Here is a 13,313-nt window from a genome sequence, read left to right as displayed (position 1 = left end):
CCATGAACCCGCCGGGTGTGTCGGTGTCCGCGCTCAGCTCGCGCGGGATCGCGGTGGGCCTGCACGTCGATGTCGTCGGCGGTGACCTCGTCCACGGATCTGCTGGAGGGCCGGGGCGGCGTTGCCGACCGAGGCGCGGACGCGCTCCGGGCGCGTGCGGATCACAGCGTGCGGCCGGCGGCGGCCGGCACGCGAGCGGGGCCGGGGCGGCGCCCCTCAGGTCGACCGCGCACCCGGGGGACTTCCGTACCGCGAGGGCGGACAGGCCCCGCATGCACGGCGGCGCGGGTGCCGCCGTGCATGCGGCCCGCATCTCGTCTTCGTCCGGGCGCGCCCAGGACGCGGGCTCCGAGCGAGCCGTGCCGCGCGCCCCCGCCTGGCCCGACCTCTTCGGTTCGAGCCCTCGGCGTGACCCCGACGGCCGGTTCGTGGTGGCGGCGACGGCCATCAGAGGCCTTCTCGCACGTGCGCGCGGCAGCACGGACACGAGTGGGCGGCCTGGCCGGCGACGCTGGCGCCGGCTCAGCGCGGGTCCCGCGCGGGCCGCGGGGCGCTGTGCAGGCATCAGGGCCGGGACGGGGGAAGAGTGGCGTCGGGCCCGTGCACGGTCGCCAGGTCGGCGAGGCCGGAAACGGTCAGGATCGGGGTCAGCAGGGGAGCGGCGATCAGCTCGAGGCGGTCGGCATGGGCGAACAGCACGCTCAGACCGGCGCTGTCGAGGTACTCGACGGCCGTCAGGTCCACGACGAGGGGCCCGGCGGTGGTTTCGAGGGCGTGGGCGAGTGCGTCGGCGTTGCTCATGTCGATCTCGCCGGCGACGGCGAGCCGCTGGGTGCCGTCCGGGTCCTGGCCGGGGGTGAGGGTGAGCGGGATGGTCATCGAGCGATCCTCGTATGCATGTCGACGGTGGTGCCGGCAGCGCCGGGGGTGATGGTGACCTGCTGCATCAGCGAGCGCATCAGCATGATGCCGCGGCCGCGGTGGGTGTTGAGCCCAGGCTGTGGCGTCTTCCACCGGCCCGTGTCCGTGATGGTGAGGCGGACCCCGTGGACGAAGGCCTCGGCACGCAGACGGACGGTGTCGCCGGGGGCGTCGCGGTGACCGTGCTCGATGGCATTGGCGCAGGCCTCCCCGGCGGCGACCAGGACGTTCTGGACGATGGGGGAAGGGACTTCGCACTGGTCCAGCCAATCGCGCAGCGCCTTGCGGACCGGGGCCAGCCGGGATGACTCCGCCGGGAACGACATGTCCAGCGGGGCCGGGTGGCGGTACAGGAGAAGGGCGACGTCGTCGTCGTAGCCGTCGGCGGAGGCCAACCGGGTCATGATCTGGGTGGCCAGATCGTCGACGGCGACGTCGTGGCCGTCCTGCACGGCTTCGCCGGCCTGGTCGATGCCTGCGTTGAGCGGGCGGCGCCGGCGTTCGACGAGGCCGTCGGTGTACAGCAGCACCGTGGTGCGCGGGGGCATGACGCACTCCGCTGCGGGCCGCTCCCGGCCCGGACGAACCGCGAGCGGGATGGAGCGCCCGTCCTCCAGAAGGCGGGTGGTTCCGTCGGGGTGGGCGAGAATGCCCGGCGGGTGGCCGGCGCTGGAGTAGGCCAGGCGGCCGGTGGCGGGATCCAGGACACCGCAGAAGACCGTGGTGCACCTCGCGCCGGGGATCGTGGCCGCGAAGTGGTCCAGGGCCATGAGCACCTGCGCGGGGTCGGCGTCCTGCAGGAGCAGGGCGCGGCAGGCGCTGCGCAGCTGTCCCATCACCGAGGCGGCCGCCAGGCCGCGTCCGACGCAGTCGCCGACGACGATGCCGATGCGTCCGTCGGGCAGGGTGACGGTGTCGTACCAGTCGCCGCCGACTTCCAGTGGCCGGGTGGCGGGCTCGTAACGGACGGCGAAACCGGGAGGCAGGTCCGAGGGACCGAGGATGGCGCGCTGCAACGCGATCGCTGTCTCGCGCTGCTCGTCGATCTGGTGGGCCCGGGTCAGCCCCTGCGCGAGGTGTCCGGCCAGCAGGGACAGCAGCAGCTGGTCCTCGTCGGAGAAGGGACGGTGACCACCCGGATCGATCCATACGACCATCGGACCGGCAGGATGCTCGATGACGATCCCGGCTCCCGTCCGGTCGTGGACCGGAGTGAGCAGGGGGCGCTGACGCGTCTCGGTGATCATCTGTCGGAGCTCGGCGGGCAGCTCGTGCCAGAGGGCCGCGTCGGTGGCGGTCACAGTGGGCTCGCCGCTGCCCGCGAAGACGGCGGCCAGTACGCGCTTCGCGCGCCACAGGTCCCTCAGCTCGCTCAGGGCGCCGGACAGGGCCTCGGACATGCTGGTGGCCTTGGACAGGCACGTGCTGAGGGATGCCAGGGCGCTCTCACGCTGGATGGCGTACTGCTCGGCGGTGACGTCGCGGAGGGTGCCGACGGTGACGCGGCGCCCGGTGTCGGGGTCCTCGGCATGGGCGAACGTGGCGGTGACCCAGAGCCGGTGACCGTCGCGGTGCCGGGCGGGAAGGGTGTAGGAGCCGCGGGTATCGCTCATCAGCTGATGGAACGCGTCGCTGACCCGCCGGTGCGCGTCCGGGTCCGTCTCGGCATCCGGCCACCAGGGGTGGACCGCCGGATAGGGAAGGTCCTCGGGGCCGTAGCCGAGGATGTCGGTGAAAGCGGCGTTGATCTCGACGACGGCACCGTCCTCGTCACAGACGAAGAAGGCCTCCTGCAGGGAGTCCACCAGGGCGGTGCGCCAGCGGGCCTGGTGGTTGCGCAACCGGGCCAGCTCCACGTTGGCCCGTACTCGGGCGAGCAGCTCGGCGGCGGCGAACGGTTTGACGAGGTAGTCGTCGGCGCCCGCCCGGAGGCCCTCGATGGAGGCTTCCTGCCCTGCGCGGGCGGACAGCAGCAGCACCGGTACCGACGCCGTGCGGGGATCGGTGCGCAGCGCCCTGACCAGCTGCAGACCGTCCAGGCGGGGCATCATGACGTCGCTGACCACCAGGTCGGGGGCCTTCCGGCGGATGGCGTCCAGCGCCTCCTGGCCGTCGCTGACGGCGTCGACCCGGCACCCGCCGCCGGCGAGGATGCGGGTGAGGTACTCGCGCATGTCGGCGTTGTCGTCGGCGATCAGTACCCGCGCCCGGTAAGTCGGCTGGGAGGGCGAACCCAGCTGCGGGCCGCCGTCGGACGCGAGGTCCGGCGGTCCCGCCGCGGCGGCCTCGACGGGGGAGCCGGAGGGCAGCCAGCGCAGGGCTTCCTGCAGATAGGGGTCGGCGGCCGCGGCAGAGGCCGCCCGGTGGTCGGCTGCCGGCGCCACCGCATCGGCCGGCAGATGGGCGGTGCCGAAGGACAGGCGGATGGTGAAGCGGGTGCCTTCGCCCTCGGTACTGGTGGCGGTGATGGTGCCGTGATGCAGGCCGATGAGTTCCCGCACCAGGGCCAGTCCGATGCCGCTGCCTTCGTTGGAGCGGGAGCGGGCGGTCTCTATGCGGTGGAACCGTTCGAACAGCCGGGGCATCTCCGCGGCCGGCACACCGATGCCCGTGTCGGCGACGGTCACCACCGCCTGGTCGTCGTGCCGTCGCACGGAGACGGTGATGGAGCCCTCGAAGGTGAATTTCAGTGCGTTGCTGAGCAGGTTCAGGATCACCTTCTCCCACATGTCGCGGTCGATGTGGACCGGCTCGCCGAGCGGGGAGCAGTCGACGTGGAAGGTGAGGCCCGCCCTGTCGATGGCGGAGCGGAAGACGCTGGCCAGCTCGCCGGTGACGGCGGCCAGGTCCACCGGCTCGTAGCTGGCCTGCACGCGGCCGGCTTCGATACGGGAGAAGTCCAGGAGGGTGTTGACCAGTTTGCTCAGACGCAGGCCGTTGCGGTGAATGACGTCCAGCTCCTGGCGTGCCCGTGCGTCGTCGGACAGGCGGCTCCGCAGCTCCTGTACCGGCCCCGTGATCAGCGTGAGGGGGGTGCGGAACTCGTGGCTGATGTTGGAGAAGAAGGTGGTCTTGGCCCGGTCCAGTTCGGCCAGTTCCTCCGCTCGCTGCTGCTGGCTCTCGTAGCTGCGGGCGCTGCCGATGCCGGAGGCGAGGTGCCCGGCGGTCAGCTCGACGAAGCTGCGGTAGCCGTCGTCCAGCACCCGGTACCGGTTCAGCGCGGCCACCAGGAACCCGTACGGGGCGCTGCCCTGCTGCAGCAGCGGTACGACCAGGGCATGCGTGGGCGGCTGTTCCCAGACCCCGCTCGGCAGACCGGTGAACGGGGGGCCGTCGAGAGCGACCAGCGCGGTCTCGCCGCGGGCCAGGGCCGCCGCGGGCCAGACCGCGTCCGCGTCGTCGATCCCGACGGTGGCCACGGCGGCCGGATGGCCGTCGGGAAGTCCGGTGGTGGCCGCGAGCCGGGCCGAGCGGCCGTCCTGGAAGAGGTAGGTCAGCGTGAACGGGAGATCCTGCGGGTTGCCGCTCAGCTGCCGGCCGGCGAAATCCAGCACTTCCTGCTCGGTGCGGATCACGCTGGGATCGGAACCCAGATCACGCAGCGTCGCCATCCGGCGCTCGCCGATGATCCGCACGGTGTCCTCGCTGACGACGCACAGCATGCCGACCACGGCACCGTCGTCGTCGCGCAGCGGACTGTAGGAGAACGTGTGGTAGCTCTCCTCGGTGTATCCGGAGCGTTCCAGGAACAGCAGCAGCGCCTCGTCCCAGGTCGCCTCCCCGCTGGTGAGGACGGTGTCGATACGGGGGCCGATGTCGCCCCAGATCTCCGACCACACCTCACTCGCCGGACGTCCCAGCGCCCAGGGGTACTTGCGGCCCAGGGTGTCGCGGCGGTAGGCGGAGTTGCAGAAGAACGTCAGCTCCGGTCCCCACGCCATCCACATGGGGAACCGCGAGGACAGCAGGATGCTCACCGAGGTCCGCAGGCTCTGCGGCCAGCTCTCGGGCGGCCCGAGCGGCGTCCGCGCCCAGTCCACCGCGGCCAGGTCGCGACCGACTTCACGGTCGGCGGCGAACACCTGCACTCTGGCCGCCGCCTGCGGCTCCTGCCCGGCGTCTTCCGGACGCACCACGTGACACCTTCCGTCCGATCCGGTCACTTCCCCGAAACCACCACCCGATCGCATTCCCCGTCGCACGGGGCGCAGGCGCTCGCCTCGCACGTCCCCACCAGGGCCACGCCCGCGTCGTCAAGACCCGGCGCGCCGCCGAAAACCAGGCGTCGACCTCGGCGGGCCCGTACGGCTCCGTAGGATAAGGCAGCTGATCGGGCCTCCGGCCAGGCCCATGTGAAGCGGCACCGCTGAGGGCGGGCAAGGCGGGCGAGGAGCAGGAGCGCAGCTCCCTGTTCGGCCCAGTCGGCCCTCGGTGGCTGCCCGTCCGTATCTGCCGTACAGGAGGCAACGGTGTCCGAGATGGAACGGATTCTCACCATCACCCGGCAGTGCGATCCCGGCGGGCCGATCGTGCTGCGTGTCGACGGGGAACTGGACCATCACACCGCGCCCGACTTCAGCGAGGCAGTCGCAGAGGTCGCTTTCGGCCCCGGCCTGGACGTGATCATCGACCTGTCGGCCCTGGAATACTGCGACTCCACCGGCATCACGGTGCTCATCAGGGCCTACTACCGAGCGGAAGCCGCCGGTTCGACCCTCGGCATCGCGGGCCTCAACCCCGACCTGCTGCGCGTCTTCCAGGTCACGGGGCTCCACCAGCTCTTCACTCTCCACCCCACCGTCGAGCAAGCCCTTGATCACCTGCGGACACAGGCGGCCGCCGAGGAGAGGGCGAGGCCGGCTGGTCACTGACGCGCCCGAGGGTGTCAGACCGATGCTTGCCGGGCGGGCGCCCGCTGAACTCCTCCGGCGCCGCGAGGAAGGCCGGGTCCTCGGAAGCGACGGTGCACGACTCCCACTTTCAGGCCGTCGGGCCGGGGAGCCACAGGTCGGGGCCGAAGACTTCGTAGCGGATGTGCCGTGCCGGAACCCCCGCGCGTAGCAGCTGTCCGCGTACGTCTCGCATGAACGGCAGCGGTCCGCACAGGAAAACCGTCGCTCCGTCGGGGAGTTGGATCCCGTCGAGGTTCATCAGACCGCCGCGGGCGTGGGGTTCCTCCGCGCCGGGCCGCTCGTACCAGAACACGGCGCGTGCGTTCGGGAGTTGTCCGGCCAGTTCACGTGTCTCGGTGCGCAGTGCGTGGGGCATGCGCAGGCGCACGCTGACGTACTGGCCCGCCCGTGCGCGCGGTGCGGGTTGGCCGTCGGCGGGGCGGAGCAGGAGGGACACCGTGTCCGGGGTCTCGGTGCGGCGTTCGATGACCGTCCACTGCCGCCAGATCTGGCCGGGTTCGAGGCCCGCGTCCTGGTAGAGGCGTGCCTCCTGGGCGATCAGGGCGCCGGCCATCAGCCAGCACACCTCGTCCCAGGCGGCCGCCACCTGAGGGGTGACCGCGTCGCCGAGGACCTCGGCTATGGCGGCGAACAGGTACTTGTGCACGATCGTGTACTGGTCGTCGGTGACTCCGACGGCGGTGTGCCTGTGCGCGATCCGGGCGAGGAGGGCGTCCGGGCGGGTGTCCGGGTCCTCCAGCAGGGCGGTCGCGAACCCGGCGATCGAGCCGGCCAGCGCACGGCGCTGGGCGCCGCTGGCCTGGTTGCCGCGGTTGAACATCCCGTCGAGCAGTTCCGGCCGGTCGCGGAACATCGCGCCGTAGAAGCGGGTGGTGATCTCGTCCAGTGCTCCGGCCACGGCGGGCAGGGTGGCCCGGACCAGGGCGGCGGATTCTGTGGACAGCATGAAGACTGCGAGTGCGCTGTCCTCGGTGTGGATGACGGCGCTGTGGCCCTGGCCGTGGAAGGCGACCATGTCGGCGGCCAGGGCGAAGCCCTGCTGCGCGGAGCCGGCCCGCTGGACGGTGAGGACCGGGCAGAGCTTCTCGCGGGTCAACGGCTCGTCCGGGCCGACACGTGCGACCTCGACCAGGATCAGGGAGGTGTCGGCGGGCACGGTGAAGCCGGCCTGTTCGGCGATCCATGCCGGGCTCCGTCCTACAGCGGCCGCGCTGACCTTGGGCTCGCAACCGGCGTTCGCCTGGCCGGTGGGGAACAGGAACGCTTCCAGCTTCGCCTTCTCCTCGGCGGTCGCGAGATGGGCGTGCAGGGTGCGGAACTCGGCCAGGGCGGCGTCGTAGATCTCCTCGTCGAGGATGACGGCCTGTTCGGAGGCGCAGATCATGCCGTTGTCGAACGACTTGGACAGCACGAGGTCGTTGACGGCGCGGCGCAGTTCGGCGCTCTTGTGGACGTAGGCGGGTACGTTGCCGGCGCCGACGCCCAGGGCGTACTTGCCGGCCGAGTAGGCGGCCTTGACCATGGGGGTTGCGCCTCCTTCGTCGAGGTCGTGGACCGGAAGACCGGCAGCGTGCCGGTCGCGTACGGGGGCGGGTGCCCGGCAGCGCCTGTGAGCGCTGTGAAGTGGTCATCGGCCTCGCCAACCCCTGTGCTTCTCCCAGGACATGCTCCGTCGCCGGGCCCGGAGGAGGCCGTCAGCGCAGCGCTCGTCTCGGTCGCGTGGCTCGTCGCCGGCCCTGCTCGCACCCGATGCCACCGTCCTGACCAGCGCCACCGGCGGACAAGGCCCGGGCGAGCCGGTCGGCGACTTCTACGTCGTCATCTCGTACTGACCTCTCGTCCGGCAACCGTCGGTGAGCGGCCGTCGACCACAGCAACGCGCCGGGCTGCTTTTCAGACTAAACGGCATGTTGCTTTCAAAAAAGGATAAAAACTGCATAACATCCTGAGCCGTACATATCATCCAATGGATGGTAGCGACTTCGAACGAAGAGGGAATGCTGTGCGTAAGCTTCGCGAGGCTGCTCTGGTAGCTGCCATGGTCGGAAGTATCAGCGTGTTCGGCGTGAGTGTCGCCTCCGCCCACGGCTCACACGGCGGCGACGATGGGGACAAGAACACGGTCAAGTGCGACCAACGCTCTGAGGTCAACTACGTGACGTACCAGAACGGCCTCGTCAACGTCCCGCTTCCGCTCGTCGGTAGCGGCCCGGCGACCGCAACCTCTCCCCAGCAGACCTGTAGCGGGAGGGACAGCAACGCCCGGAACGAAGCCACCGCCCAGTCGGGCACCGCCACCGGCGGAGATGGAACCACCCCCCCACCCCCGCCCAACGGTGAACTCGACACCTTCCAGGTGGCGGGACCGGAGGTGACGGTTCCGGAGGGCGGCGAGGCGACAGCCACCGCGACGTGCCCCGCCGGAAGTGTCGTCACAGGCGGTGGGTTCGTCGTTACCACATCGGAGGCTGCCCTCAACTACGACGTGCGTGAGGACCAGAGGGGCCCGGGCGAATCATGGCAAGTGACCCTCGAGCAGGTAGACGAGGAAACAGAGGCTTTCACATTCCACGCCGTCGCGGAATGCGCCACCTCGAGCTGATCCTGCACCAGGACCCCGCCGGAAGGAAACAACGGCGGCCATGGACGCGGCAGGCGCCGGACGGCCCAGAGGTCGCGCCCCCATTGCGGCAGGCCACTACGCCATGACACTCGAAGACACACGAGTAGAGTGTGGGGCGTTCCGGCAGGAACGCCCCCACGGGCCCAACTCGTCGCCACCGCTCGGTCCTTCGGTCACTCGTGCGGGATCACCACCACCGGCGCCGTGGCGTGGTGCAGCACCGCGTGCGTGACGGGTCCGATGTGGGCACCCAGCGGGGTGCGCCGGATGCGGCGGCCGACGACGACCAGCGACGCATCGCGGGCGGCATCCACCAGATGGTCACCGGCGCTGCCGACCGGGGTCTGCTCGACGACCTCCACTCCGGGGAACTTCTCGCGCCACGGCGCCAGGGCCGCCTCGACGGCGCTTGCCTCCTCGCGGGCGAGTTCGGCGTTCAACAGCGGGTCCGAGGGGAGCCCGTAGGCGAAGCAGGGCGGCTGGTTCCACCCGTGCACCACGCGCAGCCTTGCCGAACGACGGGGCGCAGCCTCGAACGCGAACGAGATGACCGCGTCGTCGGGGTGCTCATGGTCCAGCCCCAGCACGACGTCCCGATACGGCGTCGTGCTCGACGGCCGGCCGTCCGCGTCCCTCTGGTGCTCGTCCTCGGCGCTTGCACCGGAGCGTACGAGGACGACGGGGCGGTCGGTGTGCGCGACCAGGGCGAGCCCGACGGAACCGACCAGGAAGCCCATGGTGCCACCGAGGCCTCGCGATCCGATGACCAGCGGGTCGGCGTCCGCGGACGCCGACACCAGCGCCGTCACGGGCGGCTGCGGGACCTGCTGCGAGGTGATCTCCAGGCTCGGGTGGCGCTTGTGCAGTGGATACCCGGCGTCTGCTGCAGCTGACCCAGGCGGCCGAGGCCCGCAACGCATCCCATCCGGATCGCACGACCGAGACGCGCACCTGGCTCACCGCCCCGGGAAGGGACACACCCTACGGTATCCCCGTGACCGCCCTGGGGGCCCCGGACGCGTCCGGGCGGATACCGATGAGGGATTTCGCCGGCCGGACGCCCGCTCCGCACCTGCCCGCCCTGCGCTTCGAACGCCACGCCCAGGCAGGGCTGTTGTGGACCCAGGAGACCGGCGCGAGGACTGGTTGCGGGCGGGCCAGGCCCTGCAGCGCGTACTGCTCACGGCGACGGTGCACGGGGTACGCACCTCGATGCTGCACCAGGCGATGGAGTGGAAGGATCTGCGGACGGCGATGGGCGGATCGAGGCAACCGTGCTGCCCACAGCTGTTGATCCGGATCGGATACGGCCCCGACGGCGGCCGCACGCCACGCACGGCCGCGCACGCCACACCTCACCCCGCACCGAGCAGACGGCCTCCGACGTGCGTGCCGCTCCATCCGACCGACCGTGCCGCCCCGGCGGCACACGCCCGGCCGGCGAGACACGAGCTCGCGTCCGGTGACCATTTCGAATGGGATCCAGGCGTGGACTCAGCGTCCCGGTGAGGATGCCCGGCGGCGTCCACCACGTGCGCCGGTAGCCTGGGCGTCTTACGCGTGCCGGTGGCCTTGCTCGGCGTTGAACTCCGCCCAGGCCCGGTCCCACCGCGCCCTGCGACGCACATCCAGCCGTACCCGGCAGACCCACCAGCCGCCCACGACCAGCACGCACACACCCGCTCCGGCCGCCGCGCCGAGGAGGGTTCCCTGGGACCTGGCCTGGGCGGGGGTGAGCGGGGCGGGACGAAGGCGGTCCGCGTCGTCGAGCCACACCGTCGTGGACGAGCCCGCCTTGCCGCCCGCTGCCACCGGGGCCTCACCCATCTTGGGTGCGCCATCGGACATCGTCCACCGCACCGTCGCCATCACGCGGTCGTCTGCCTGCCCGGAGAACCGTGACGGCGTCGCGGGGGCGTCCTTGACGAGGCGTGCGGCAGTGCGGTGCAGGCCCTGCCCCTGGTCGAGGGCGGAACGCTCGCCCACGCCGGCCATCACCACGCCCACCGCGGCCACCAGGGGGAGCAGCAGCGCCACCGCTGCCAGGCCGATCCAGGCTTCGGCGACGTCGGAGCGCCGCTTGAGCGGGTTGCGCCGCCAACGCCAGAGCAACACCCTGCCATCCCGTTTCAGCATGCGCGCATCCCTCCGGGCACGACGGATCTGGACATCACACCTACGGTGACGGATCGGCGATCGATGGCGTCAGAGACCAACGGGGTCGTCTTGTGAGGGCCGATCGGCCCGCTTGCCGAAGCCGGCCGGGGCTGGGCTGCCGAAGCGCCGCCGGGCACAATGCCGTTCATGACAGTCGAACCGGATGGCGCGGATGCTCCTCAACTGAGTGACGCCGTGGCGCTGTTGGCGGGCTTCCTGGACGCGGAGCCGTTGACCGCGGCCATCGCCTCACTGGAGCGGGACCTGGCGGGAAGGCCCGCGCGGGAGGTCGGTGACACGGCCGCCGCCAGGGGCATCAGTCCCGAACTCATGGTGGCGGCCCTGACCGTGCGTGAGAGCCTCGGCCGGCTGAACGACCTCATCCACGCGGCCGGGATTGTGCTGGCGCTTCCTCATCTCCTGGAGGACGGGGAGGAGATCGCCGTCCGTCCGTCGCTGGCCGCAGGCAACGACCCGCGCCGGCCGTTCGCCGGGGCGATGTGGTCCTTGACGCTGCCGCCGGGGTCGACGGACTCCGGCTCGCACCCGCAGTCGTCTCGGTGCAGGCCGTACGACAACCCGATCCAGCCGGTCGTGATACGCCTCGCCCCTCACCAGGAGTTCGGCGCTACGCCCTCGAACGTTCCCTCGATCACGGCGCGGAGAGGCAGGTGGAAGAGGGCCGGTCACGCGGTCCCTGGGCCGGGAGCCCCGGTGGCCCACCGGGCGGCGAGTTCTCCGGCGCGGCGGGCTGCGGCGGTCACCGCGTCGGGGCCACCGCCTGTCTGCGCCGCCGCGTATCCGACGAGGAAGGTGGTCAGCGGTGCGGCGGGCCGGGCGACGCCGTGAGCGGCATCGCCCGCGAGGGCGAGGAGGAGGGCCTGGTCGACGTCGAGGTCGATGCGCAGGTCGGCCTTGAGGGCGGCCGTCCATTCCCGCAGTACTTCGTCCATGGTCGTTGTTCTCTCGTCCGTGTGACCGGTGAGCGACGTGTGCGGAGTGCGGTGGCCGGTCAGACCAGGCTGCTCCAGTACGTCCAGAAGCGCGTGAGGACGAGCAGCACGATCACCCCGTACCAGGCGCCGAGGAGCATCCAGTGTGTGTCCCGGACGACGTACAGCACACCCCGGGGCACAGGGACGATCCCCCGTTCCAGGCAGTGCAGAGTGACGTACCAGAACAGGCCGATGGTCACGACCCAGACGACGGCGCAATAGGGGCAGAGCTTGTCGAGCTCGTAGAGCGACTGCCCGATCAGCCAGTGCACGAACGCCACCCCCACCAGGGCGCCGGCGTCCAGCGCGAGCCACAGCCGACGGTGCAGGCGTGCCCCGCAGAGCACGGCGACGCCCAGGGCGGTCACGGCGGCGAAGGCGCCCAGTCCGAGCAGCGTGTTGGGGAAGCCGAACAGGCTGCCCTGCGGGCTGGACATGACGCTGCCGCAGCTCACGACGGGGCTGATGTTGCAGGGCGGTTGGTAGGCGGGGTCACGGAGCAGCCGCCAGTTGTCGACGGTGAACTGGAAGGAGACCAGCCAGCCGACGGCCCCGGTGAGGAACATCACCCATCCCGTACGGCGGCTCGCGCCCCCCGTGCGCGGTTCCAGCGTGGCCGTGGCCTCCGGCGCGAGCGCGGGTCCGTGACTCATGCGGCTCGCCGCGAGCCGGAGGCCGCCCGGGGCCGGCCCGCGGCCGTCGGCGCCGCGGCCGGTGTGGCTCGCCGCCGGTAGACCAGGTACGGCCGCGCCAGGTATCCGATCGGGGCGCTCCACACATGGACCAACCGCGTGAACGGCCAGGCCGCGAAGAGCAGGAAGGCGCTCAGCGCGTGCAACTGGAACAGCAGCGGGGCTCCGGCGATGGCCTCCGGCTGCGGCTGGAGAACGAACAGGCCGCGGAACCATACGGAGACGGTGGAGCGGTAGTCGTAGCCCGCGCCGAAGACGTTGTGGGCGGCGGTGGCGGTGATGCCGAGCAGGACGGTGGCGGACAGCAGCGGGAACAGGAGTTTGTCGCTGCGATCCGTGCCCAGACGGATCTGGCGGGTCAGCAGCCGACGGGCACACAGCATGCCCAGTCCGGCGACCATGGCGACGCCGGCCACCGAGCCCGCCCAGACGGCAGTGGTGTGGTAGGCGTGCTCGGTGATGCCCACGGCCTCGGTCCACGAGTCGGGAATGGCGAGCCCGACGACATGCCCGGCGATCACCATGAAGGCGCCCAGGGTGCTGGCGGGCTCGCTGGCCGTGGTCGTGGCCGGAGCGGTGACCCAGTCGTTCGCCCCGGCGCTGGCGCCGGTGGGCACCATCGCCTTCCTGGCCATGGCCGCCGCGCTCGGCGCGGGCAGCGGCGCGACCTTCGCCCTGGTGGCCCAGCTGATCCCGGCCAACCAGGTCGGCTCCGTCACCGGCGTCGTCGGCGCCGCGGGCGGCCTGGGCGGCTTCCTGCCACCGCTGGTCATGGGCTCGCTGTACGGGGCGTACGAGTCGTACGCGATCGGCCTCGCCCTGCTCGCCTTCGTGGCCGCCGCGGCGCTGACCTTCACCCTCACCGCCGTCCGCGCGGCGGCCGAAGGCGGAGGGCGGAAGCCCCGCACTGGTCGTCAGCGCGGGCACGGCACCACCGCCGGCACCACCGCCGGCACCACCGCGTAAGGGCACACGGACGGGACCGACGGGAACGAAGGGCAGGGAGAAGACC

General features: G+C 71.5%; 8 protein-coding genes and 5 pseudogenes. 4 read left to right on the top strand and 9 right to left on the bottom strand.

Features of this window, described 5'->3' with window-relative positions; translation table 11 throughout:
• Positions 1-564 precede the first annotated feature (564 nt).
• Positions 565-879 (bottom strand): STAS domain-containing protein, encoded by a 315-nt coding sequence (locus tag ABZ079_RS13900; protein ID WP_356939638.1) that lies wholly within the window; start codon positions 877-879, stop codon positions 565-567.
• Positions 876-4,868 (bottom strand): SpoIIE family protein phosphatase, encoded by a 3,993-nt coding sequence (locus ABZ079_RS13895; RefSeq protein WP_356939759.1) that lies wholly within the window; start codon positions 4,866-4,868, stop codon positions 876-878. Before ABZ079_RS13895 ends, ABZ079_RS13900 begins: the two co-directional genes overlap by 4 nt.
• Before the next feature lie 531 nt (positions 4,869-5,399).
• On the opposite strand from ABZ079_RS13895, the gene ABZ079_RS13890 reads away from it, so the two are divergent.
• A complete protein-coding gene (locus ABZ079_RS13890; RefSeq protein ID WP_356939758.1) occupies positions 5,400-5,792 on the top strand; it encodes an STAS domain-containing protein in 393 nt (130 codons plus the stop codon).
• Between the two features lie 109 nt (positions 5,793-5,901).
• On the opposite strand, the gene ABZ079_RS13885 is transcribed toward ABZ079_RS13890, so the two are convergent.
• Positions 5,902-6,780, bottom strand: a complete 879-nt coding sequence (locus ABZ079_RS13885) for a globin domain-containing protein (protein WP_356939757.1) — start codon at positions 6,778-6,780, stop codon at positions 5,902-5,904.
• A gap of 6 nt (positions 6,781-6,786) precedes the next feature.
• Positions 6,787-7,455, bottom strand: a pseudogene (locus ABZ079_RS13880) (bifunctional acetaldehyde-CoA/alcohol dehydrogenase); the annotation flags it as partial.
• 345 nt (positions 7,456-7,800) lie between these two features.
• Between ABZ079_RS13880 and ABZ079_RS13875 the strand changes: the two are divergent.
• Positions 7,801-8,436, top strand: a complete 636-nt coding sequence (locus tag ABZ079_RS13875; RefSeq protein WP_356939637.1) for a hypothetical protein — start codon at positions 7,801-7,803, stop codon at positions 8,434-8,436.
• A 194-nt stretch (positions 8,437-8,630) separates the two neighbouring features.
• Here the strand turns inward: ABZ079_RS13875 and ABZ079_RS13870 are convergent, their stop codons facing one another.
• Complete coding sequence (locus ABZ079_RS13870; protein WP_356939636.1) at positions 8,631-9,266, bottom strand: universal stress protein; 636 nt, start codon at positions 9,264-9,266, stop codon at positions 8,631-8,633.
• A gap of 62 nt (positions 9,267-9,328) precedes the next feature.
• On the opposite strand from ABZ079_RS13870, the pseudogene ABZ079_RS13865 reads away from it, so the two are divergent.
• A pseudogene (locus tag ABZ079_RS13865) lies at positions 9,329-9,792 on the top strand (hypothetical protein); the annotation flags it as partial.
• A 219-nt stretch (positions 9,793-10,011) separates the two neighbouring features.
• On the opposite strand, the gene ABZ079_RS13860 reads toward ABZ079_RS13865, so the two are convergent.
• The 4 genes and pseudogenes from ABZ079_RS13860 to narI all read right to left on the bottom strand — a co-directional run.
• On the bottom strand, positions 10,012-10,593 hold the full coding sequence (locus ABZ079_RS13860) for a hypothetical protein (protein WP_356939635.1): 582 nt from the start codon (positions 10,591-10,593) through the stop codon (positions 10,012-10,014).
• Positions 10,594-11,300: 707 nt separating this feature from the next.
• A pseudogene (locus ABZ079_RS13855) lies at positions 11,301-11,558 on the bottom strand (DUF6457 domain-containing protein); the annotation flags it as partial.
• Positions 11,559-11,626: 68 nt separating this feature from the next.
• Positions 11,627-12,262 carry a vitamin K epoxide reductase family protein gene (locus ABZ079_RS13850; RefSeq protein ID WP_356939634.1) on the bottom strand — a complete coding sequence of 212 codons (636 nt, stop codon included), beginning with the start codon at positions 12,260-12,262 and terminating at the stop codon, positions 11,627-11,629.
• Positions 12,259-12,837, bottom strand: a pseudogene (gene narI / locus ABZ079_RS13845) (respiratory nitrate reductase subunit gamma); the annotation flags it as partial. The gene ABZ079_RS13850 and the pseudogene narI, both read right to left, overlap by 4 nt.
• On the opposite strand from narI, the pseudogene ABZ079_RS13840 reads away from it, so the two are divergent.
• Positions 12,836-13,267: pseudogene (locus ABZ079_RS13840) on the top strand (hypothetical protein); the annotation flags it as partial. The pseudogenes narI and ABZ079_RS13840 sit on opposite strands and share 2 nt — an antisense overlap.
• Positions 13,268-13,313: the final 46 nt, after the last annotated feature.

The sequence above is a fragment of the Streptomyces sp. NPDC006314 genome (assembly GCF_040613075.1).
GTDB lineage: Bacteria > Actinomycetota > Actinomycetes > Streptomycetales > Streptomycetaceae > Streptomyces.
This window is presented reverse-complemented; position numbering and strand designations above follow the sequence as displayed.